The 22,203-nt window shown below is 67.9% G+C and carries 19 protein-coding genes; 8 read left to right on the forward strand and 11 right to left on the reverse strand.

Annotation, left to right across the window (positions count from 1 at the left end):
• Positions 1-20: 20 nt before the first annotated feature.
• The 4 genes from QQX02_RS11475 to nadA form a co-directional block, all read right to left on the reverse strand.
• Positions 21-1,088, reverse strand: coding sequence for a phosphoribosyltransferase (locus tag QQX02_RS11475; RefSeq protein ID WP_301143222.1), 1,068 nt, complete (start codon positions 1,086-1,088; stop codon positions 21-23).
• Positions 1,089-1,259: 171 nt separating this feature from the next.
• Positions 1,260-2,273 carry an aldo/keto reductase family protein gene (locus QQX02_RS11480; protein WP_301143223.1) on the reverse strand — a complete coding sequence of 338 codons (1,014 nt, stop codon included), beginning with the start codon at positions 2,271-2,273 and terminating at the stop codon, positions 1,260-1,262.
• A 44-nt stretch (positions 2,274-2,317) separates the two neighbouring features.
• On the reverse strand, positions 2,318-2,908 hold the full coding sequence (locus QQX02_RS11485) for a DUF3043 domain-containing protein (protein WP_301143224.1): 591 nt from the start codon (positions 2,906-2,908) through the stop codon (positions 2,318-2,320).
• Positions 2,909-2,955: 47 nt separating this feature from the next.
• Complete coding sequence (gene nadA / locus QQX02_RS11490; RefSeq protein ID WP_301143225.1) at positions 2,956-4,161, reverse strand: quinolinate synthase NadA; 1,206 nt, start codon at positions 4,159-4,161, stop codon at positions 2,956-2,958.
• 39 nt (positions 4,162-4,200) lie between these two features.
• Between nadA and QQX02_RS11495 the strand changes: the two genes are divergently transcribed.
• Both QQX02_RS11495 and erpA read left to right on the forward strand, forming a co-directional pair.
• Positions 4,201-5,196: a glycerate kinase gene (locus tag QQX02_RS11495; protein ID WP_301143226.1), complete on the forward strand. Its 996-nt coding sequence runs from the start codon at positions 4,201-4,203 to the stop codon at positions 5,194-5,196.
• 93 nt (positions 5,197-5,289) lie between these two features.
• On the forward strand, positions 5,290-5,643 hold the full coding sequence (gene erpA / locus QQX02_RS11500; protein ID WP_301143227.1) for an iron-sulfur cluster insertion protein ErpA: 354 nt from the start codon (positions 5,290-5,292) through the stop codon (positions 5,641-5,643).
• An 80-nt stretch (positions 5,644-5,723) separates the two neighbouring features.
• Here erpA and QQX02_RS11505 read toward each other — a convergent pair whose 3' ends face one another.
• Positions 5,724-6,845, reverse strand: a complete 1,122-nt coding sequence (locus QQX02_RS11505; RefSeq protein ID WP_301143228.1) for a cysteine desulfurase family protein — start codon at positions 6,843-6,845, stop codon at positions 5,724-5,726.
• A gap of 32 nt (positions 6,846-6,877) precedes the next feature.
• On the opposite strand from QQX02_RS11505, the gene ctaC reads away from it, so the two are divergent.
• The 3 genes from ctaC to QQX02_RS11520 are packed head-to-tail and all read left to right on the forward strand — an operon-like array spanning position 6,878 to position 9,909.
• Entirely contained in the window at positions 6,878-7,747 is an 870-nt protein-coding gene (gene ctaC / locus QQX02_RS11510; protein ID WP_436968513.1) for an aa3-type cytochrome oxidase subunit II, read from the forward strand.
• Positions 7,747-9,504, forward strand: a complete 1,758-nt coding sequence (gene ctaD, locus QQX02_RS11515) for an aa3-type cytochrome oxidase subunit I (protein ID WP_301143229.1) — start codon at positions 7,747-7,749, stop codon at positions 9,502-9,504. Before ctaC ends, ctaD begins: the two co-directional genes overlap by 1 nt.
• Before the next feature lie 3 nt (positions 9,505-9,507).
• On the forward strand, positions 9,508-9,909 hold the full coding sequence (locus QQX02_RS11520) for a cytochrome c oxidase subunit 4 (protein WP_301143230.1): 402 nt from the start codon (positions 9,508-9,510) through the stop codon (positions 9,907-9,909).
• An 11-nt stretch (positions 9,910-9,920) separates the two neighbouring features.
• On the opposite strand, the gene QQX02_RS11525 is transcribed toward QQX02_RS11520, so the two are convergent.
• The 6 genes from QQX02_RS11525 to ctaE form a co-directional block, all read right to left on the reverse strand.
• The gene (locus tag QQX02_RS11525; protein WP_301143231.1) at positions 9,921-10,649 is read right to left on the reverse strand and encodes a potassium channel family protein; all 729 of its coding nucleotides are present in this window, start codon (positions 10,647-10,649) and stop codon (positions 9,921-9,923) included.
• Between the two features lie 98 nt (positions 10,650-10,747).
• Positions 10,748-11,368, reverse strand: a complete 621-nt coding sequence (locus QQX02_RS11530; protein WP_301143232.1) for a superoxide dismutase — start codon at positions 11,366-11,368, stop codon at positions 10,748-10,750.
• Positions 11,369-11,582: 214 nt separating this feature from the next.
• Positions 11,583-13,310: a cytochrome bc1 complex cytochrome b subunit gene (gene qcrB, locus QQX02_RS11535; protein WP_301143234.1), complete on the reverse strand. Its 1,728-nt coding sequence runs from the start codon at positions 13,308-13,310 to the stop codon at positions 11,583-11,585.
• Positions 13,310-14,386, reverse strand: coding sequence for a cytochrome bc1 complex Rieske iron-sulfur subunit (gene qcrA, locus QQX02_RS11540; RefSeq protein WP_301143235.1), 1,077 nt, complete (start codon positions 14,384-14,386; stop codon positions 13,310-13,312). Before qcrA ends, qcrB begins: the two co-directional genes overlap by 1 nt.
• Positions 14,383-15,168 carry a cytochrome bc1 complex diheme cytochrome c subunit gene (qcrC, locus tag QQX02_RS11545; RefSeq protein WP_301143236.1) on the reverse strand — a complete coding sequence of 262 codons (786 nt, stop codon included), beginning with the start codon at positions 15,166-15,168 and terminating at the stop codon, positions 14,383-14,385. Before qcrC ends, qcrA begins: the two co-directional genes overlap by 4 nt.
• A gap of 10 nt (positions 15,169-15,178) precedes the next feature.
• Positions 15,179-15,811, reverse strand: a complete 633-nt coding sequence (gene ctaE / locus QQX02_RS11550) for an aa3-type cytochrome oxidase subunit III (protein WP_436968514.1) — start codon at positions 15,809-15,811, stop codon at positions 15,179-15,181.
• A 113-nt stretch (positions 15,812-15,924) separates the two neighbouring features.
• On the opposite strand from ctaE, the gene QQX02_RS11555 reads away from it, so the two are divergent.
• The 3 genes from QQX02_RS11555 to QQX02_RS11565 all read left to right on the forward strand — a co-directional run bounded on the left by QQX02_RS11555 (position 15,925) and on the right by QQX02_RS11565 (position 22,187).
• Positions 15,925-16,353 (forward strand): response regulator transcription factor, encoded by a 429-nt coding sequence (locus tag QQX02_RS11555; protein WP_301143239.1) that lies wholly within the window; start codon positions 15,925-15,927, stop codon positions 16,351-16,353.
• A gap of 24 nt (positions 16,354-16,377) precedes the next feature.
• On the forward strand, positions 16,378-17,418 hold the full coding sequence (gene trpD, locus QQX02_RS11560) for an anthranilate phosphoribosyltransferase (RefSeq protein ID WP_301143240.1): 1,041 nt from the start codon (positions 16,378-16,380) through the stop codon (positions 17,416-17,418).
• 200 nt (positions 17,419-17,618) lie between these two features.
• Positions 17,619-22,187 (forward strand): endo-1,4-beta-xylanase, encoded by a 4,569-nt coding sequence (locus QQX02_RS11565; protein WP_301143241.1) that lies wholly within the window; start codon positions 17,619-17,621, stop codon positions 22,185-22,187.
• The last annotated feature ends 16 nt before the right edge of the window (positions 22,188-22,203 follow it).

Consider the following 22,203-nt stretch of genomic DNA (forward strand, 5'->3'; position numbering starts at 1 on the left):
GCCGTCTCGCCGTCTGGAGCTCAGTCGGAGGTGCGAAGGATCGCGAGGACCTCGTCGTCGGACGTGGGGGAGAAGTCGCGGTACCACTGACCGACGGACGTGAACGGCTCGGGAGTCATCGCGGCGATGGCCCGGTCGGCGTGACGCCCGAGCATCGCGAGCACATCGGGCGGGGCCGTGCCGACCGCCACGATCACGCGCGCCGCTCCCATGGTCCGAGCGACGGCGATCGCTGCCTGAGCGGTCGACCCGGTCGCGGAGCCGTCGTCCACGATGATCGCGGTGCGTCCCGTGAGGGTGAGTGCCGGGCGACCCGCTCGGTAGAGGGCGACGCGGCGGGCCAGTTCGCGATGCTCGGCGGCCACCACCGCGTCGACCTCCGACTCCAGCAGGTCGGCTGCGGCCACGATCCGCTCGTCGATGAGAGGCTCGCCGCCCTCTCCGATCGCCCCGAACGCATACTCGGGGTTCGCCGGCAGTCCGAGCTTGCGCACCACGAGCACGTCGAGTGAGCTGGAGAGCGCGCGTGCGATCGGGGCGGCCACCGGCACGCCTCCGCGCGGGAGGGCGAGCACCGTGGGCCGCGCCGGGCCGAGGGCCGCGAGCACCGGAGCGAGTCGCTCTCCTGCCTCGACGCGATCCGCCAACACCTCGGGGGCGCGGCGGGCGGTCGCGACGGGGTCGGTCATCACGTCAGCCCAACGCTTCAGCGCGGCGAGGTGCTCCAGGTCCTTGGGTCGCCCGAGGCGCCGCTTGTATGCGACCACGTCGGCGAGAGAGGCCACCAGCACTCCGTCCACGGCCGCGCTGCGAGCGATGACCGCATCGGCCGGTTCGCCCCGCCAGCCGGAGAACACCTGAACGCCCCCCGCGAGGTCCACATAGTGATCGCCAAGCTCCCCAGCGCGCATGTCCCCCCGGGCCGCGACTCGGTCCCAGGCCTCACCACGGGCCACGATGTCGACGTCTCCGACCTCGGCGATGACGCCGTGGGCGAGCAGCGGCCCACTGCCCGCGAGGACGATGTCCTCCCGCGGGACGTCCAAGGAGCGCACCCCATCGATGACGTCGCTCCATGACAGGCCCATGTCACCTACGCTACGGGCTCTCCCGTCGACGTGACCTGGAACCCCGCGCGCGCATCGGCCGTTCCACCGGTATGTGCGTCCGCAACGCGCACATCGTCTTCTCCTTTGACGCACCGCGGCCCCGGGACCTGTGAAGGTCTCGGGGCCGCAGTGTCGTGCGAGACAGGTGGCTCAGACGACTCGTCCCTGAGGGTTGGTCTCGACCGTCTTGTTCGCGTCGCGCTCGACGATGTCGCCCAGCGCCTCGTCGATGCGGGTCATCAGCTCGGCAGGAATCTCGACGCCGGAGGCCTTGGCGTTCTCAGTGACCTGCTCGGGGCGCGAGGCCCCGATGATGGCCGCGGCGACGTTGTCGTTCTGCAGCACCCACGCGATCGCGAGCTGAGCCATGGTGAGACCCAGCTCGTCGGCGACGGGCTGCAGCTTCTGAACCCGGCCGAGGACGTCGTCGTTCATGAACCGCTTGATCATGTTCGCGCCGCCCTTCTCGTCCGTCGCACGCGAACCCTCGGGCGGGGCCTGGCCCGGCTTGTACTTGCCGGTCAGCACGCCCTGGGCCACGGGGGACCACACGATCTGAGAGACGCCGGACTCCTTCGAGGCGGGAACCACCTCGTCCTCGATGACGCGCCACAGCATCGAGTACTGGGGCTGGCTGGAGATGAGCTGGAAGTTCAGCTCCTTCGCGAGGCGCACGCCCTCACGGATCTGGCCCGCGGTCCACTCGGAGACTCCGATGTAGTGCGCCTTGCCCTGGCGGACCACGTCGCCGAAGGCGGTCATGGTCTCTTCGAGGGGGGTCTCGTAGTCGTAGCGGTGAGCCTGGTACACGTCGACGTAGTCCGTCTGCAGGCGCTGGAGCGAGCCATTGATCGACTCCATGATGTGCTTGCGCGACAGGCCGGTGTCGTTCGCGCCGCCGGGGCCGGTCGGCCAGTACACCTTGGTGAAGATCTCGAGGCTCTCGCGACGCTCACCCTTCAGGATGTCGCCCAGGACCGTCTCAGCGGCGGTGTTCGCGTACACATCTGCGGTGTCGAACGAGGTGATGCCCACGTCGAGGGCCGCCTTGACGCAGGCCGCGGCCTGCTCGTTCTCCACCTGCGACGCGTGCGTGAGCCAGTTGCCGAAGGTGAGCTCCGTGATCTTGAGGCCGGAGTTGCCGAGGTATCGATAATTGATCATGCCTCCACCCTAGAACGGCCGGAGGGGATCTGCTTACCAGTCGGTCAGACCGGGAACTCGCCGCGTGCGACCTTGGGGCGCGGCACGCGGAAGCGACGCAGGTTGAGCGCGCGAGAGATGACGTAGAACGTCCATCCACGCGGGAGCTTGCCCTCGCCGAACTTGGCGGAGAAGTGCTTCTTGATGCGCTTGATCGTGATGAAGGTCTCGACGGCCGCTGCCAGCACGATGAGATAGAACACGACGATCAGCAGGAAACCGGCGATGCCGATCTGCGGCAGGAACAGCGACAGCACGACGAACACGATCGCCATGGGGAGCAGGAACTCGCCGATGCTCGTGCGGGCGTCGACGAAGTCCCGCAGGAACCGCCGCTCGGGCCCGCGGTGCTCGGCGGGCATGTTGCGCTCGTCGCCGTCCTTCATCGCCTGGTACTCGCGTTCACGCAGCTCGCGGGCCTTGGCGCGCCGATCCTTCGCGTCCTGCTTGGAGTCGGCGAGCACGCCGCGCTGGTTGGCGGCCTCGCGCTCCTTGCGCTTGGGCGTGGGGCGCCCCTTGCCCACCGGGGTGGACTCGGCGGGCAGGTCCACGGTCGACTCAGGCGCGTCGTGGGGTTCGGAGCTGTTCTTCTTCATCATGTCCTTGCGTTGCGAGGCACCGTCGTGGTGCCGGTGGGGCGGTGTCAGTCCTTGGCGGAGTCCTTGGCGGGCAGGGCGAGCATGCGGTCCAGCGCCACCTTGGCCTCCTCTTGCGTCTGCGGGTCGACGTCGATGCGATTGACCACGTCGCCGGCAGCGAGCGACTCGAGCGCCCACACCAGGTGGGGGAGGTCGATCCGATTCATGGTCGAGCAGAAGCACACGGTGTCTTCGAGGAAGTGGATGTCCTTGTCCGGATGCGCGTCCGCGAGCCGGCGCACGAGGTTCAGCTCGGTGCCGATCACCCAGGAGGAGCCGGGCTCTGCCGCGTCCAGGGTCTTGATGATGAACTCGGTCGAGCCGACGTAGTCCGCGCGGGTCACGACCTCGTGCGTGCACTCGGGGTGCACCAGCACGTTGATGCCGGGCACGCGCTCGCGAGCGGCCTCGACGTTCTCCTTGCGGAACCGGCCGTGCACCGAGCAGTGGCCCTTCCACAGGATCACGCGAGCGCGCTCCAGCTCCTCCGCAGTGTTCCCGCCCAGCGGCTTGCGGGGGTCGTACACCACGCAGTCCTCGAGGTCGAGACCCAGCTGGAGAACCGCGGTGTTGCGGCCCAGGTGCTGGTCAGGAAGGAACATCACCTTGCCGTCGCCCGCGACGCCACCCACCTGGTCGAAGGCCCAGCGCATCGCGACCTCGGCGTTGGAGGACGTGCACACGACGCCATTGGTGCGGCCGCAGAACGCCTTGATGGCGGCGGTGGAGTTCATGTAGGTCACGGGAATGGTGCGGTCGGCGAGGCCGGCCTCGGCCAGCTGATCCCACGCGTCCTCGACCTGGTTGATGTTGGCCATGTCGGCCATCGAGCATCCCGCCGCCATGTCGGGCAGCACGACCGTCTGCTCATCGCCGGTGAGGATGTCGGCGCTCTCCGCCATGAAGTGCACGCCGCAGAACACGATGAACTCGGCCTCGGGGCGCGCCGCCGCGTCGCGCGCGAGCTTGAAGGAGTCGCCAGTGACGTCGGCGAACTGGATGACCTCGTCGCGCTGATAGTGGTGGCCGAGAATGAACACTCGGTCGCCCAGTGTCTCTTTGGCGCGCCGTGCGCGGTCCACGAGGCCAGGGTCGGATGCCGCGGGAAGGTCGCCGGGACAGTCGACGCCACGCTCGGACAACGGGTCGCGCCGGCCTCCGAGCAGGAGCAGCGCCGGCGACTCGGACGGTTCAGAGAACGTCGTGCTCATCCGGTCATTCTCTCACGCCTGCCACGGCACACTGGAGCCATGCAGATCGTGGTCCTCACCGAGTCCTGGCCGACCGACGGGGACGCCCCGATGCCGGCGCCCCAGACGGCCGATGCGGTCGCGGCGGCCTGGGGCGCTTCCGCCCCCCACGCCTCAGTGCAGTGCTTCGCGATCGGCGACGGGGGAGTGCGGAGCGGAGACTCCCTGGCGGGCCGCCGCGTCCAGGTGGGTGGGGCCGAAGCGATCGGGGCGGGCCGCTCCGTAGTGCTCGCGCCCACCGGAGGGGAGAAGCGGTGGGAGCCTCACGCGCTCGCCACGGCGCTGCTGGGCCTCGCGGCCGAGCATGCCGGCTCCCAGCCGGCGCGGACCGTGATCGTGCCGGTCGGTGACGCGTCCCCGGCAGGCGACGCCACCGATCTGTGGCTCGGCGGCATCGCTCAGATGCGTGCCGGCGTCGCGTCGCTCGACGTCGTGGTCGCGGTCGCATCCCAGCGCCCGCTCCTGGGCTTCCACGGCATGAGCGCGGCGCTGCGCGACGGCCGTGAGGTGGATGAGGCGATCAGCCTCGCGGCACAGGCACAGGAGGACCGCTGGGCCGCGATCGCGCGGGACGCCGATGCGATCGCGAGCGTTCCGTCTCTGCTGGGCTCGTCTCGCCTCTCGGACCTGCCAGGCACCGGCGCCGCCGGCGGACTCGCCTATGCGCTGGGCGCCATCGGGGCGCGGATCGTGCCGGGCGCGCCGCTGATGGCCACGCTCACGGGCGCGGACGAGGCGGCGGCCACTGCCGACCTCGTCGTGGCGGTCGTGCCAGGCCTCGAGCCGCGCTCGCTCGATGACGGAGCCGTCCCGGCGGCCGCGTCGCTCGCCGCCCGCCGGGGACTGCCCGCGATCGTCATCGCCCCCGAGTCGCGCATCGGTCGGCGTGACCTCATGAATGCGGGCCTGGCCGCCGCGCATGAGGGGGGACGCGGCGTCGACGGCCTCACCGCCGCGGTGCGGCGTGTCGCTCAGACGTGGACGCCGCGACGCTGAACCCGACGTGGTGTGCCAGTCGCGGCGTGGGGTCGTGCTGCGGTTGCCGACAGGCGTACCCTGGTAGTCAGAATCTACGAAAGGAGGCCGCATATGACTGATACTGCGACCGAGGCTGTCACTCACGGAGTCGTCATCACCGATGCGGCGGCTGGCAAGGTGAAGAGTCTGCTGGAGCAGGAGGGTCGAGATGACCTTCGCCTGCGACTGGCAGTGCAGCCCGGAGGATGCTCCGGACTCATCTACCAGCTGTACTTCGACGAGCGCATGCTCGACGGTGACGTGACGCGCGACTTCGACGGCGTGCAGGTCGTTGTCGACAAGATGTCGGTGCCGTACCTCGACGGTGCGACCATCGACTTTGCCGACACGATCGAGAAGCAGGGTTTCACCATCGACAACCCGAACGCCGCGAGCTCCTGCGCATGTGGAGACTCCTTCAGCTGAATTGACGCTTCTCGCCGACGGGCGGCGCTGGCCTCACGGCCGCGCCGCCCGTTCGCGTCTCCGCCGGCAATCTGCTCGGGTCAGTCGGCCGTCATCGTGCGGCGCACGTCCTCGAGCACTCGCGGCAGCGTGGCGATGAACCGCGCCACGTCCTCGTCCGCCACCCCGGGGTGAAGGCCGATGCGCAGATTGCCGTGGGTGAGCGCGCCCATCGCCGCGAGCACGTGGCTGGGTTCGAAGGCTGCGGTGCCGCATGCCGATCCGGATCCCACCGCGAACCCCTCGCGGTCGAGCCGTGTCACCACTGGCTCGCCATCGAGGTAGAGGAACGCCGCCGTGAGCAGGTGGGGCACGCGGGCATCGGCATCGCCGACGACGGTGACGCCCTCGAGCCCGGCCAGACCCGCGCGAATCCGGTCCGTGAGAGCGGTGAGGCGCGCCCGGTTGGTCTCGTACGCCTCGCGACGTTCCTGCAGCGCGACGGCGGAGGCGAGCGCGAGGGGGATCGACACGCCTCCGGGCGCCCATCCCTCTCCGGGCCAGGCGGCGAGCCAGCGCGTGCGCGGACGGGTCGCGAGAACGCCCAGCCCCGCAGGCGCGCCCCAGTCGGCGGGATCCGCGAGCAGCGCGTCCCACTCTGTCGGGGGGTCAAGGTGGCCGATGCTGGCGCTCGCATCCACGATCAGCGGCACCTCGGCACGGCGGGTGATCGCCGCCACCTCGTCCATGTGCTGGACGGTCCCGATCTCCTGATTCGCGTGCTGGATGAGCGCCAGGGCGGTGGCAGGGTGGCTCACGCGTGCCTCGAGTTCGTCGAGGTTCACGTGGCCCGCATCGTCGACGGGTATCCGGTCGACCGCGTCTGGCGCCGTGTGATCGGCTGCGTCGAGGATGGCCTGCCGCTCGATGGCGGAGACGACGATGCGCTCCCGACCACGACGGGCCCGGAACACGCCGGCGGTGACGCGCTCGGCCGCGACGTGCGCGGACGGCAGGAAGTGGAGGTGCGCCGCATCGGCCCCGATTGCGTCGGCGATCGCCTCGCGGGCGCCGTCGAGCACGGCCCGTGCACGACGTGACTCGTTGGTGAGGCGAGTGGGATCGGCCCAGCCATCTGCGACCCCGGCGAGGAGCGCATCGGCCGTCCGGCGGGTGACCGGAGCCCGCCCGCCGGCATCGAGGAACACCCGAGTTGCTGGCATACGCCCACGGTATCGCGCGCTAGACTGACCGGGTGTCCAAGAAGCCACTCTCTGCCATGCCCCGGAAGGCCCTGACTGGCGCCGCGATAGCGGGCGCGATGGCCCTGCTCGCAGGCTGCTCTCAGGGCATCGAGAACGGGGCCTTGCCGTCCACTCCTGACATCACGAACCAGACCGGAACGGTCATCACGCTGTGGAACGGTTCGTGGATCGCGGCACTCGCCGTCGGAGTGCTGACCTGGGGTCTGATCCTCTGGTGCGTCGCGGTCTACCGCAAGCGCAAGGACGACCACAAGCTCCCGGTGCAGAACCGCGTGCACCTGCCGCTCGAGCTGATGTACACCGCGCTGCCGCTGATGGCCATCGCCGTGCTGTTCAAGTACACCGCGGAGGACATCGGCGAGCTGACGTCCCTCGACGCCGAGCCGGACCTCGAGATCCAAGTGGTCGGCAAGCAGTGGAGCTGGGACTTCAACTATCTCAGCGACGACGTGTACGACCCGGGCGTGCAGGCCACTCTGACAGGCGAGGAGGGTGTCGAGGCGACGCTGCCGACCCTGTACCTGCCTGTCGATGAGACGGTGCACTTCTACCTCGATTCGCGCGACGTGATCCACTCGTTCTGGATCCCCGCGTTCCTCTACAAGGAGGACACGGTCCCGGGGCGCACGAACGAATGGCAGGTCACTCCGACCGAGATCGGCACGTACCAGGGCAAGTGCGCGGAGCTCTGCGGTGAGTATCACGCATCGATGCTCTTCAACGTCGAGGTCGTGGAGCGCGCGGAGTACGACGCATACATGGAGGACCTGCGCGCGAGGGGCTACGAGGGCGAACTCGGCCTCGAGTACAGCCGCGACCAGGTCGTGGAACTGACGACGGACCACGGGGAGACCGAGTAATGGCAACCGCCGACTACGCCGACGACCGCCACGAGCCCGCCGGTGTGGCGATTCCTGCCGCGCCGTCGCGCTCCGGCTCCATCGCGGTGAAGTGGATCACCTCGACCGACCACAAGACCATCGGGTACATGTACCTGATCACGTCGTTCATCTTCTTCATCATCGGCGGCGTGATGGCGCTGGTGATCCGCGCCGAGCTGTTCGAGCCCGGCATGCAGATCGTGCAGTCCGCCGAGCAGTACAACCAGCTGTTCACGATGCACGGCACGATCATGCTGCTGCTGTTCGCGACGCCGCTCTTCGCAGGCTTCGCGAACGTCATCGTGCCGCTGCAGATCGGCTCGCCCGATGTCGCGTTCCCGCGACTGAACATGTTCGCCTACTGGCTGTACCTGTTCGGTGGCCTCATCGCCTCCGCCGGCTTCTTCACGCCCCAAGGGGCTGCATCGTTCGGGTGGTTCGCGTATGCGCCGCTGTCGAACGCCGTGTACTCGCCCGGAGTGGGTGGCAACCTGTGGGTCTTCGGCCTCGCGCTGGCGGGCTTCGGAACGATCCTGGGCTCCGTGAACTTCATCACCACCATTGTCACGATGCGCGCGCCCGGCATGACGATGTTCCGGATGCCCATCTTCACGTGGAACATCCTCGTGACCTCGATGCTCGTGCTGCTCGCGTTCCCCCCGCTGGCCTCGGCGCTGTTCGCACTGGGATCCGACCGCGTGCTCGACTCCCAGGTGTTCAACCCCGAGAACGGGGGAGCGATCCTGTGGCAGCACCTGTTCTGGTTCTTCGGGCACCCCGAGGTGTACATCATCGCGCTGCCGTTCTTCGGCATCGTGTCCGAGATCCTGCCCGTATTCTCCCGAAAGCCGCTGTTCGGCTACCACGGCCTCGTCTATGCGACGATCGCGATCGCGGCGCTGTCCGTGACCGTGTGGGCGCACCACATGTACGTCACGGGCGCCGTGCTGCTGCCGTTCTTCGCGTTCATGACCATGCTCATCGCGGTGCCCACCGGAGTGAAGTTCTTCAACTGGATCGGCACGATGTGGCGCGGCAAGCTCACCTTCGAGACGCCGATGCTGTGGTCGATCGGCTTCCTCATCACCTTCCTGTTCGGCGGCCTGACGGGCGTGATCCTGTCCTCCCCGCCGCTCGACTTCCCGGTCTCCGACTCCTACTTCGTGGTCGCTCACTTCCACTACGTGGTGTTCGGCACCGTGGTCTTCGCGATGTTCGCGGGCTTCTACTTCTGGTGGCCCAAGTTCACGGGCAAGATGCTGAACGAGCGGTGGGGCAAGCTCCACTTCTGGCTGCTGTTCATCGGCTTCCACACCACGTTCCTCATCCAGCACTGGCTGGGTGCGAGCGGCATGCCGCGACGGTACGTCGACTACCTGCCGGAGGACGGCTTCACGTGGATGAACCAGGTGTCCACGGTGGGAGCCGTGATCCTCGCGCTGTCCACGCTGCCGTTCCTCTGGAACGTCTACATCACGACCAAGCGCGCCCCCAAGGTGACCGTCGACGACCCGTGGGGCTACGGCAACTCGCTCGAATGGGCGACCAGCTGCCCGCCCCCGCGCCACAACTTCACCTCCATGCCCCGCATCCGCTCGGAGCGTCCCGCCTTCGACCTGCACCACCCTGAGGCCGCAGCTCGGGACCACCACGCCGCCTACGACTCCGGCAGCGATCACGCCCCCGTCGCGGCAGGCGACAACCACGCTCACACCGCGTCCGACAAGGAGAGCTGACCGATGCGACTCGAATCCAACGTCTTCTGGATCCCGTCCATCTTCTTCTTCCTCGCGGGGACGCTCTACGGCATCTTCACGAGCTGGTCCGAGTGGGTCGGCATCGTGGCGATCCTCCTCACCGGCGGCATGTTCATCATGATCGGCATCTACTTCAAGATGCTCGAGAAGCGTCATGGGCGCCGTCCCGAGGACGATGAGGACGCACATATCTCCGAGCTCGCGGGTTCGCAGGGCGTGTACGCGCCGTGGAGCTGGTGGCCGCTCGTGATTGCGCTCGGGTCAGCGTTGGCGTTCGTGGCGATGGCGGTGGGCTGGTGGATCATGGTGCCGGCCGTGATCATCGGCTCGGTGGGCCTGGTGGGCTGGGTCTTCGAGTTCTCGACGGGCCGTCACGCGCACTGACGGACGCATCCTCACTCCTCGGAGTCGATGGCCTTCCCGGCGACCGACACGAGCCGTGAGACCACGACGGCGATGAACAGCACGCCGATGACTCCCTCGAACGAGAACAGCGACCGTGCCCAGGCAGAGACGGGCGTGACGTCGCCGAATCCCAATGCGGAGAGGGTGACGAAGCTCCCGTAGAGCAGGCTCTGCCATGGCAGAGGCACCACGGTGATCGTGGGATCCGCGAAGCTGCCAGGGGACGCGATCTCGATGAGCGCTGCCGCGGCGCCGAAGACGCCGCCCATCATCAGGAACCCGCATACCGCCATGAGCAGCAGGTCGATGCCGTTGGCGCGCTCTGGCGGTTCCAGGAGCGCAAAGATCAGCACCGCGAGCAGACCGAGCTGCAAGAGGCCGATGCCCGCGAGCATCGCGGACAGTGCGTGGTCGCTGTCCGGCGACACGACGAACCAGGCGCCGCCGATCACCATCAGCACGGACAGTGGCACGAACACGCCGTACCGGCGCGGATGGGCGAGGGCGACACGAATCGCGAAGGCGATGACCCCGACGTAGAGCAGGAGGTACACGGCCATCCACCCATCACCGCCGTCGGTGATGGGATAGGCGAACTGGATCAGCACCAGGCTGGCGAGCAGCAGCCAGACGGCGGAGCGGCGTTCGAGCGGGTGGCGTCGGCGGTGATCGCCTGATGCATCGCCGCTGGTGGCCCCCGGATCCGGTGCTGGTGTCATGGGCTCCACGCTACCGGCGAGGCGCGTGCACGGTGCGAGACGCACGAAGGGCGGGCACCCTGGAGGATGCCCGCCCTTCGTGTGTTCGCGCCAGTGCGCTACTTGACGATCAGACCCTGCGTCGCCGATGCGGTGGCGAAGCGGTGCTGGACGTTCGCCCAGTCGACGACGTTCCACCATGCCTTGACGTAGTCCGCCTTGACGTTGCGGTACTGGAGGTAGAAGGCGTGCTCCCACATGTCGAGCATCAGCAGGGGGATGAGGCCCACGGGCACGTTGCCCTGCTGGTCGTAGAGCTGGACGATGACGAGCTTCTTGCCGATCGTGTCCCACGCAAGGATCGACCAGCCGGAGCCCATGATGGTCATCGCGTTGTGGGTGAAGTGCGCCCGGAACTTGTCGAACGAGCCGAAGTTCTCGTCGATCGCCGCGGCGAGCTCACCGGTGGGCTTGTCGCCGCCGTCGGGGGACATGTTGGTCCAGAACACCGAGTGGTTGATGTGCCCGCCCAGGTTGAACGCGAGCGCCTTCTCGAGACCCGCGATGGGGCCGAAGTCGTCATTGTCACGAGCGGCGGCCATCTTCTCGAGCGCGGTGTTCGCGCCCGCGACGTAGGCCGCGTGGTGCTTCGAGTGATGCAGTTCCATGATCTCGCCCGCGATGTGCGGGTCGAGAGCGCCATAGTCGTATGAGAGGTCCGGCAGCGTGTAGTCAGCCATACTTCCTCCTGCGTTGGGCGCGGCGTCGTGCGCCGCGCGCGGTTTCCGGGGTGTCCCCTTCAGCCTATCGCCGTGGGATGTTCCCGCAGCGGTGGGCCGTGTGCGTGTCAACACCGCGACGTGCCTGCGGATTCCCTGGAGAGACCGCTGCGCCGGAGACGCACGAAGGCCGGCCCCCTCGCAGGGAGCCGGCCTTCGAACGTCGGTGCGTCGACTACTTCTTGGTCGCGCCTTCGTCGAGCTGTTCCCATTCCTCGTCGAGACGCTCGTTGGCTCCCTTGGCCTCGGCGGCGTCCGCCAGGCCAGCGGTGGAGGGTGCGTCGGGGTGCGCGTGGTGAGCCGCTTCGAGCTCCGCGGGCGTCACGGGCTCGATGCGGTCCTCGTAGTAGAAGCGGGACAGGCGCTGCTTGAAGCGGTCCCATCGGTATCCCTTGCGCGCGACGCCACGGTCGTTGTGCTCGGGGGCGATCTCGAGCGGCTTGTGGTTGTCGAACGACACCCGCACCCATCGCTCCTGATCGTCCAGAGGGCTGTGGACCTCGACGTACTCGCCGTGCTCGTGGCGGACGATGGTGCCCGTCTCGTGACCGTGCAGCACCAGCTCACGGTCCTTGCGCTGCAGTCCCAGGCAGAGCCGCTTGGTGATCCAGAACGCCAGGACGGGCAGGATGAAGATGCCCCATTGGAAGAAGATGGTGAGGTCGTTGAGCGACAGGTGGAAGAGGTTCGCCACGATGTCGTTCGAGCCCTCGAGGACCAGGATCACGTAGAACACGATCATGCCCACGCCGATGCCGGTGCGGACGGGCACGTTGCGGGGCCGGTCGAGCACGTGCTTCTCACCCTTGTCGCCGGTGGCCCAGGACTCGATCCACGGGTACAGCGCGATGAAGCCGAAGAACAGTGCAGGAACGATCACCGACGGGATCAGGATGTTCAGCGACAGCGTGTAGCCCCAGAGCTCCCATTCCGTCGGTATGCCGAACGGAAGGTAGCCGGGCCACATGCGCAGCAGTCCGTCGATGAACAGGATGTACCAGTCGGGCTGCGTTCCCGCGGAGACGGGGGAGGGGTCGTACGGGCCGTAGTTCCACACCGGGTTGATGGTGAACACCGAGGCGACCAGGGCGATGATGCCGAAGACCACGAAGAAGAAGCCGCCGGCCTTCGCCGTGTACACGGGGAAGAGGGGCAGGCCCACGACGTTGCGGTGAGTGCGGCCGCCACCGGGGTACTGGGTGTGCTTGTGAAGGAACACCAGGAACAGGTGGAGCGCGATGAGTGCGAGGATCAGGCCCGGCACCAGCAGGATGTGCGCGGTGAAGATCCGCGGAATCAGCGCCGTGCCGGGGAACTCTCCGCCGAACAGCCAGAACGAGATGTGGCTTCCCAGCAGGGGGACGCCCTTGATGACGCCGTCGATGATGCGCAGTCCGTTGCCGGAGAGCACGTCGTCAGGAAGCGAGTAGCCGGTGAAGCCTGCCGCGAGGCCGAGGATCATGAGGGTGAAGCCCACGAGCCAGTTCAGCTCACGAGGCTTGCGGAACGCGCCGGTGAAGAACACGCGGCACATGTGGACCATGATCGCCGCGAGGAACAGCAGGGCGGACCAGTGATGGATCTGACGCATCAGGAGGCCGCCGGGCACCTCGAACGAGGTGACGAGGGTCGACTCGAACGCCTTGGTCATCTCGACGTCGTGCATGGTGGCGAAGGGACCCTCATAGTGCACGGTCTCCATCGACGGCACGAAGAAGGCCGTGAGGAACACGCCCGAGATCAGCAGCACGATGAACGAGTACAGCGCGATCTCGCCCAGCATGAAGGACCAGTGGTCCGGGAACAGCTTGCGTGCGAAGAACTTGACGAATCCGCCGATGGACGTGCGCTCGTCGACGTAGTTCGCGGTGCCGGAGGCGGCGGAATTCAGCTTGGCACCCATCAGCGGGTCTCCTCCTCGACTGCGGTGTCATCCCCGCCCTTGAGCCGGTCCCAGTACGACGGGCCGATGGGCTCGTCGAAGTCGGCCTGCGCCACGATGTAGCCCTCGTCGTCCACGGCGATCGGCAGCTGGGGGAGCGGTCGCTTGGCGGGACCGAAGACCACCTTGGCGCCGTTCGCCACGTCAAAGGTCGACTGGTGGCACGGGCACAGCAGGTGGTGGGTCTGCTGCTCGTACAGTGCCACAGGGCAGCCCACGTGCGTGCAGATCTTGGAGTAGGCCACGATGCCGTCGAACGACCAGTCCTCGCGCCCCTGCTGGACGTTGAGGTCCTTGGGGTCGAGGCGGACCAGCAGCACCACGGACTTCGCCTTCTCGTTCATCATCGCCGCGTGGTCGAGGTCGTGAAGGCCGTCGGGAATCACGTGGAAGACCGAGCCGATGGTGACGTCGGAGGCCTTGATCAGTGCGCCGTCGGGGTCGCGCGCCAGGCGCACTCCCGGGCCCCAGATGGTGTGACGGAACTTCGAGACGTTCCAGTCGCCGCCCATGTTGCCGATCTGCGGGACGAGCACCGACAGGGGAGCGATGGCGAGAGCCGTGATGAGCGTGCCCTTGAGGAGGCCGCGTCGCTCGACTCCTGCGAGGCCGGAGTCCTCCGCGCCGTCCTTGAGGTTCTGGATTGCGCCGGCACGTGCCTCGTCAGAGCTGCGCAGCTCGTGGCGCTCCTCGACCATCTCGTGGTCGCGCATCAGGGTCTTGGCCCAGTGGATCGCACCCAGGCCGATGCCGATCATCGCAAGGAAGACGCCGATGCCGATCCACATGTTGATCTGCTGGATCGCGGCGACGTCGCCACCGTCACCGATGTCGAGACCGAAGTACGCCCAGATCGCGATGACCGTGCCGACGATCGAGATGGCGAACAGCAGTGCGGTCTGGCGCTCCGCGCGCTTGCCGGCCTTCTTGTCGACGTCGGCACGCCGCGGACGGTGGTGAGGCAGTCCAGGGTTGTCATGTCCGTTCGCGGACGTCAGGTCCGAGTACGGCGAAGAGTTCTTGTCGGCGGCGCTCATGAGGAACGGGCTCCTACCCAGATGGTGCTGGCGATGATCAGACCGAGCAGGACGAGCCACGCCCACATGCCCTCGGACACCGGGCCGATGGAGCCCAGGCTGAGGCCTCCCGGCGAGCCGTTGCTCTGGAAGTCCAGGTAGGCGATGATGTCGCGCTTGGTCTCGGGCGTGATGTTGGCGTCGTTGAACACCGGCATCGACTGCGGGCCGGTGAGCATCGCCTCATAGATGTGCGTGGGCGTCGAGTTGAGGAGGGACGGGGCGAACTTGCCCTGCGTCAGCGCGCCGCCGCCGCCGATCGAGCCGTGGCACATGGCGCAGTTGGTGCGGAAGGCCAGCATGCCGTTCGCGGCATCTCCGAGGGCAGGGTCGACCTGCTCAGCGGTGGGGATCGCGGGCCCGGCTCCGAGAGAGGCGACCCACGCGGCGAGCTGGTTGATCTCGTCCTGCGTGAACTGCGGCGCCTTGGCGGGAGCCTGGGGGCCAGAGGCCTGCATCGGCATCCGGCCGGTGCCCACCTGGAAGTCGACGGCTGCGGCACCCACTCCGACCAATGACGGGGCGACGCCGTCCTGGCCCTGGGCGTCGAGTCCGTGACAGGACGCGCAGTTGGCGGCGAACAGGCGCTCGCCCTCGTCCGCGTCCTCCTGCGTCATCTCCGTCGAGGCGGTGGCGGGACCGGAGGCAGACAGTGCGGCGATGCCGGTGATGAGGGCGAGGAGCGCCAGGACGAGCAGCAGCGGGGCTGACCGGTGGTGGCGCCGACGGGCAAGGATGTGCATGGGTCTCCCCCTACTGGACCAGGTAGATCACGGCGAACAGGGCGATCCAGACGACGTCGACGAAGTGCCAGTAGTACGACACGACGATGGTGGTGGTGGCTTCGTGGGTGCCGAACTTCTTGGCGGCGAACGAGCGTCCGAGAACGAACAGCATGGCGATCAGGCCGCCGAGGACGTGAAGTCCGTGGAACCCGGTGGTGAGGTAGAACACGGAGCCGTAGGGGCTCGACGAGATGGTGATGCCTTCGGAGACCAGGACCGCGTACTCGTAGACCTGGCCGGCGATGAAGACGGAGCCCATGATGAAGGTCAGCACGAACCACTCGTGCATGCCCCAGCTCTTGACGTTCCAGAAGGAGCCGGTGCGGCGGCGCTGATAGCGCTCGGCCGCGAACACGCCTGCCTGCGCGGTGAACGACGACAGCACCAGGATCGTGGTGTTCGCCAGCGCGAAGGGCACGCTGAGCAACGGGGCCTGTTCCGCCCAGATCTCAGGCACCTGGGCGCGCAGAGTGAAGTACATCGCGAACAGACCCGCGAAGAACATCAGCTCTGAACTGAGCCAGACGATGGTTCCTACAGCTACCTGGTTGGGGCGCGTCGCATGGATGGGTGACGGCACACTCGTCGTCGCGTGGGACATGCGCACCATTATTGCCTATGACGTAGGTCCTAGACGCCAGAACGCGCGAGACTCCTGAACTGCTCCGCTGGTCCCCGCCGATGCGCGCCGTCCTTCATGCCAGAATGGTCCGCATGAGTGACGTGGCCAAGCGCAACGACGACGAGGTGGGGTCTGCCAAGGCACGCATCCTGCTGTACAGCGACGATCGCAACGTGCGGGAGAAGGTGCGCTTCGCGTGCGGCTCCTCCACGCACGGACGCACGATCGAGTGGACGGAGACGGCGACTCACGACGCCGTCATCTCTCAGGTGGACTCGGCAAGCTTCGACCTGCTGATCCTCGACGGTGAGGCGGCGAAGTCGGGCGGCATGGGACTGTGCCGCCAGATCAAGCACGAGATCTACGACTGCCCGCCCATCATGATCCTCGTCGGGCGCCCCGGTGACGCCTGGCTCGCGACCTGGTCCGAGGCGGACGCGGCCGTCGCGCACCCGCTCGACCCGTTCGCGGTACGCGATGCCGTCGACGCATTCTTCGCTCCGGTCGAACAGACCTCCTGACCCGCCCGACACCGAGGAGGCCTCGTGGCCACCCTGCAGGATCTGCTGTCCCGACTCGTCGAGCACGAGGACCTCACCGCCGAGGAGACGGCGGATGTGATGAACTCCGTGCTTACCGACACGGCATCGCCGGTGGCGATGGGCGCGTTCCTGGCGGCGCTGCGCGTCAAGCGGGAGACGCCGACAGAGGTGGCGGGCCTCGCGAAGGCGATGCTCGACCACGCCATCCGGTTCGAGGTGCCCGGTCGCTCGGTGGACATCGTGGGCACGGGCGGTGACGGCGCGCACACCGTGAACATCTCGACGATGGCATCCATCGTGATCGCCGGCGCGGGGCTCACTGTCGTGAAGCATGGCAATCGTGCGGCCACCTCGAAGTCCGGGAGCGCCGACGTGCTCGGAGCGCTCGGAGTGCGGCTCGACCTCCCGCCAGAGCGCGTGGCGGAGCTGGCGACCGAGGTGGGCATCACGTTCTGCTTCGCTCAGGTGTTCCACCCCTCGATGAGATTCGCGATGCCCATCCGCAAGGAGCTCGGGGTGCCGACCACCTTCAACATCCTGGGGCCCTTGACCAACCCCGCGCAGCCGGCCGCGACCGCGATCGGCTCCTCGAGCCTGCGGGTGTCGCCGGTGCTCGCGGGCGTGATCGGCCAGCAGGGCCGCGAGGCGCTGGTGTTCCACGGCGACGACGGGCTCGACGAGCTCGCCCCGACGGGCGCGGCCACGGTCTGGGAGGTCCGCGGGGGCGGGATCACCGAGCTGCGACTGGACCCCGTGGGGGACCTCGGTCTCACGCCGATCACCATCGACGACCTGCGAGGCGGTGACGCCGAGCACAATGCCGGCGTGGCGCGCCGAGTGCTCGCGGGCGAGCGCGGAGCGGTGCGCGACACCGTCGTGCTGAATGCGGCCGCCGGCATCGTGGCGGACGCGACGCTCCCCGGGACCGCATCGGGCACCATCGCGGAGCGCTTCGCAGCCGCGATGGTCCTGGCGGAAGGCGCCGTCGACTCCGGCGCAGCCGCGGACGTTCTCGACCGCTGGGTCGCCGCCACTCGCGCCTGAACACGCGCGCCGAGGGGCCCGTCACGTGCAGACGGCCTGGTCGTCACGCAACTTTCGGAGCGGTATCGCCCACTCTCTGGGCTTGCGGACGCGCCGTCGTTATCGTTTTCGAATCCACCCGCTGTGGAGCCTCCACGCACTGACGCGTGGGCGCGCTCCGTGGGGGTGAAGCCGTTTCGATCGCGCAAAGGAGCGCCCTCATGCGTCTCACCATTCGTCCTGTCGCCGCTGCGTCAGCAGTCGCCATCACCCTGGCATCCATCGCAGTGATCCCCGCCTTCGCCCCCCAGGCGAACGCCGCGGTCACGACGGTGCTGTCGGAGGACTTCGAGTCAGGAAGCATCGGCCAACTGTGGCCGAGCGGCTACTCGGAGTTCGGCCCCGAGGCATTCGTCGCAGATCCGGACGATGCCGAGAACACCGTGCTCAGTCTCACCGAACGCACCGAGAACTACTTCTCGGTCTCGACGCCCGGCGCCGGCGAGATGCTCGTCGAAGGAGTGGAGCACTCGGTGAGCGTGCGGGTGCGGCTGGGAAGCCCGGACGACTCGCCGACCACCGTCGCGATCGCCGACAACGTCTCGTACTCGGCCATCATTGGTGCAGATGCCAGCGCGGACGTCACGGCATCGGCGTGGACCACGCTCGTGGGCACCTACACGCCCGGTGCCGCCAACACCAACGTCTACGTGGCGGCGCCCGCGGGTGTGGACCTTCTGGTCGACGACTTCGTGGTCACCACCGGCACCGACGATGCCGGGGGCGAGGGCGAGCTGTGCCCGCCCACCGGCGAGGTGCTGGCCACGCATGGCTTCGAGGAGGGCGTGAACGGCTGGCAGGGCCGAGGCGCAGCCACGGCGGTCGTGACCGACGCCGAGGCGCACACGGGCGCGCAGTCGCTCGCGGTGACGGGACGCACCCAGAACTGGCACGGGACTCAGCTGCCCGTCGCATCGGTCTTCACCGAGGGCACCTACACCGTGTCCGCGTGGGTGAAGCTCCCGGCGGACGCCGCCGCGGGGACGACCCTCAAGATGACCGTGCAGGGCAACGACGGCACGGACGACACGTACACCGAGGTCACACCGGCCACCGCCGTGGACGGGGCCGCATGGGTGAACCTCTGCGGCACGTACTCCGTGATCGACGGCGACGCGCCATCGGTGCTGTATCTCGAGGCGGCCGATGCGACGGCCAGCTTCCTCGTGGACGATGTGCAGATCAGTGGCGCCGGTGCGGTGACGGAGCCGGAGCCGTGCGAGCCGCTCACCAGCATCGACTTCGAAGACGGCACCACCGGATCGTGGATCGCCAACGACGCGGCCACGCTGACCGTCGTGGACGACGCTGGCGATCAGGTGCTTGAGGTCACGGACCGCACGGCGACGCACTTTGGCATCCAGTCGCCAACAGGCGAGTTCGAGTCGGGGGTCGTGTACTCGTTCAGCGCCGAGGTGCTGCTGACCGCCGATGCGGACGTGCGGTGGATCGCGTATGACGAGTCGACCCAGGACACCTACAACTGGGCCGGCACCGCGTCGGTCACAGCGGGTGAATGGACCACTGTCACGGGAACGTGGACCTTCGACGAGGCGTCCATCGGCACGGCACGGGCGTACATCGAAGTCGCCTCGACGGACGACTATCGGGTGGACGACATCACGGTGTCTGCGCCGTGTGTCGATGGCGACGGCCCCGCGCCTGGAACCGTCGCGTTCAGCACTGACTTCGAGAACGGATCGCTGGACGGATGGCAGCTGCGCGACAGCGGCTGGTCCGAGGAGGACGAGGGCGGAGCGCTTCCCGGCGTCCCCACTGTCGAACTCACCGAGGAGCAGTCCGCGAGCCCCACGCATTCAGCAAAGGTCTCGGGCCGCAACGCGCAGGGCGACGGCATCCGCTACGAGGTGACCGATGAGCTGGTGGCCGGGGCCCAATACCGGGTGACCGGTTCATTCCGATTCGCTGACGGCGAGCAGCCCGGAGACATCTGGATGACGCTGCAGAACGGACAGGCCTTCAACACGCTGTCGCAGTTCGCGGACGTGACGTTCTCGAACAGCGGCTGGGCGACTGCCACGGCGACGTTCACGATGCCGGCCGTCGCGGAGGGCACCCAGGCGTGGCTCTACTTCGAGACCGCGTACGACGGCGGCGCCAAGGGCAACACGTCCACGTTCTACATGGACGACATCTCGGCAGTCGTGCCGGAGCCCGCAGTGATCGAGGACCTGACACCGATCAAGGACACGGTCCCGTTCCCGGCCGGTGTGGCCATCGACTCACGCGAGACGGTGGGAGCGCCAGCGGACCTGCTGCTGCGCCACTTCAACCAGATCAGCGCCGAGAACTTCATGAAGCCTGAGGCCTGGTACGACGCCGACGGCAACTGGGCGCCGAACGCCACGGAGATCGACTCCCTCATGGACTTCGCGGTCGACAACGACCTGTCGATGTACGGCCACGTGCTCGTCTGGCACAGCCAGACGCCGGCGTGGTTCTTCGAGGACGAGTCGGGAGCACCGCTGACGGACTCGGCCGACGACCAGGCGCTGCTGCGGGAGCGGATGCGCACTCACATCTTCAACGTGGCGGAGTACCTGAGCCAGTGGGGAGAGTACGGGGCAGGCAACCCGGTGGTGGCGTGGGACGTCGTCAACGAGGTGATCGATGACTCTGCGGCGTACGCCGACGGCATGCGCCGCTCCGAGTGGTATCGGATCCTCGGCGAGACGTTCGTCGACGACGCGTTCCGCTTCGCGGATGAGGCGTTCAACGACGTCTACGGCTCCGCCGACTCGGTGACGATGTTCATCAACGACTACAACACGGAGCAGTCGGGCAAGCGGTCACGCTACCTCGCGCTCATCGACCGCGTGATCGCCCGTGGAGCGCCGATCGACGGCATCGGACACCAGTTCCACGTCAACCTGTCGCTGCCCGTGTCTGCACTGCAGGACGCGATCGTCGACGCGAGCGGTCGGGGTCTGACGCAGGCCGTGACCGAACTGGACGTGACGACCGGCACTCCGGAGTCGTCGGCGAAGTTCATCGATCAGGGCTACTACTACCGCGACGCCTTCGACATCTTCCGCACCTATGCGAGCGAGCTGTACAGCGTCACGATCTGGGGCCTGATCGACTCGCGGTCGTGGCGCGACGCCAACGGTGGACCTCTGGTCTTCGACGATGACCTGCAGGCGAAGCCCGCGTACTACGGCATCGTCGAGGGCTCCGCGACGGAGCAGCCGCTGCCCCCTCGCCTGCGCACCGCCAACGCCTTCGCTGGCTCGGTGGAGCTGGACGGAGATGCCACGACGTCGCCGATCTGGGAGCGACTGCCGCTGCTGCCCGTCGAGGGACGCGGGGACTTCCAGTTCCGCTGGGCCGAGGATCATCTGACGGTATTCGTCTCGGTGGACGACGACTCGGTGGACGCGAGCGATGGTCTTGAGTTCACGCTGGACGGCACCGATTACGCCATCGATCGCGAGGGCGACGGCGATGCCGATGCCGTCGTGACCGCGACCACTGGAGGCTACGACGCGGTGGTGCACCTGCCGCTGGTCGGTGCCGGAGAATCCGACACCGTGGACTTCGATGTGCGGATCGTGGATGGCGCCGAGACCTCAGGGTGGAACACGCCCGGAGCGACCGGCACCGTGACGCTCGTCGAGGCGCTGTCGTACCTCGAGGTGCCCGAGACCGACCAGGCACTGGTCATCGACGGCAGCCCCGAGCAGGCGTGGGACGCGGCGCCCGTGGTCACGACCGACAAGGCGGTCGAGGGCAGCGGCACCGCGCCAGGGGAGTTCCGCACGCTGTGGCGCGACAACACCCTCTACATCTACGCCGAGATCCCCGACGCCGACGTCGACACCACGGGATCGGACCCGTGGACTCACGATTCGGTCGAGCTCTATGTCGATGGAGGCAACTTCAAGAACGGCTCCTATCGGTACGACGACACGCAGATCCGCGTGAATGCCGACAACGTCGTGTCCTTCGGTGCGGGGGACGAGACGTTCCAGGCGAACCGCGTCGAGTCGGCGACGACGCTCATCGACGGTGGATGGGCAGTGGAGGTGGCCGTCTCGTTGCTCGAGTATGGAGGCGTCGGCACCTTCCACGGCGTCGACTTCCAGGTCAACAGCGCCGAGAACGGTGCGCGCCAGGCGATTCGCAACTGGGCGGACCCCACGGGCGCCGGCTACCAGTCGACGGCTCGGTGGGGCGTAGCGCAGCTGGTCGCGGCCGAGGACGTCGGCCAGCCTGGTGACGGTGACGGTGACGGCGCCGGAGGCGGCGACAGCGACGGCGGGGCCGGAGATGGATCCGGCGGCGGCGACGACGGTCCGCTGTCCGAGGACGAGGTCCGAGACAGCGACGACGGCGGCATCGACGTCCCTGCCACGGCGCGCGCGGGCGAGACCATCACCGTGGGGCTCGGAGAGGAGCTCGCCGGGGAGGCGACGCAGACGTTCCTCTACTCGGAGCCCTCACTCATCGGGCAGTCGATCGCCGATGCGGACGGGAACATCCGCGTGACGATTCCGCTCGACACTGCGCCCGGGGAGCACACCCTCGCGGTGTACGCGGCGGACGGATCGCTGATCGGTTGGGCGGCGCTCACCGTGCTCGCCGCTGACGGCGCACTGTCCTCCACGGGCGCGGAGGGATACCTGTTGCCGGCGAGCATTGCACTCCTCCTGGTGCTCGTGGGCAGCGCGATGGTGGTCCGGCGTCAGGGCGCCCTCGCGGAGCGCTGACGCCGGACGCCATCGG

Source organism: Demequina muriae, from assembly GCF_030418295.1.
Taxonomy (GTDB): Bacteria; Actinomycetota; Actinomycetes; order Actinomycetales; family Demequinaceae; genus Demequina; species Demequina muriae.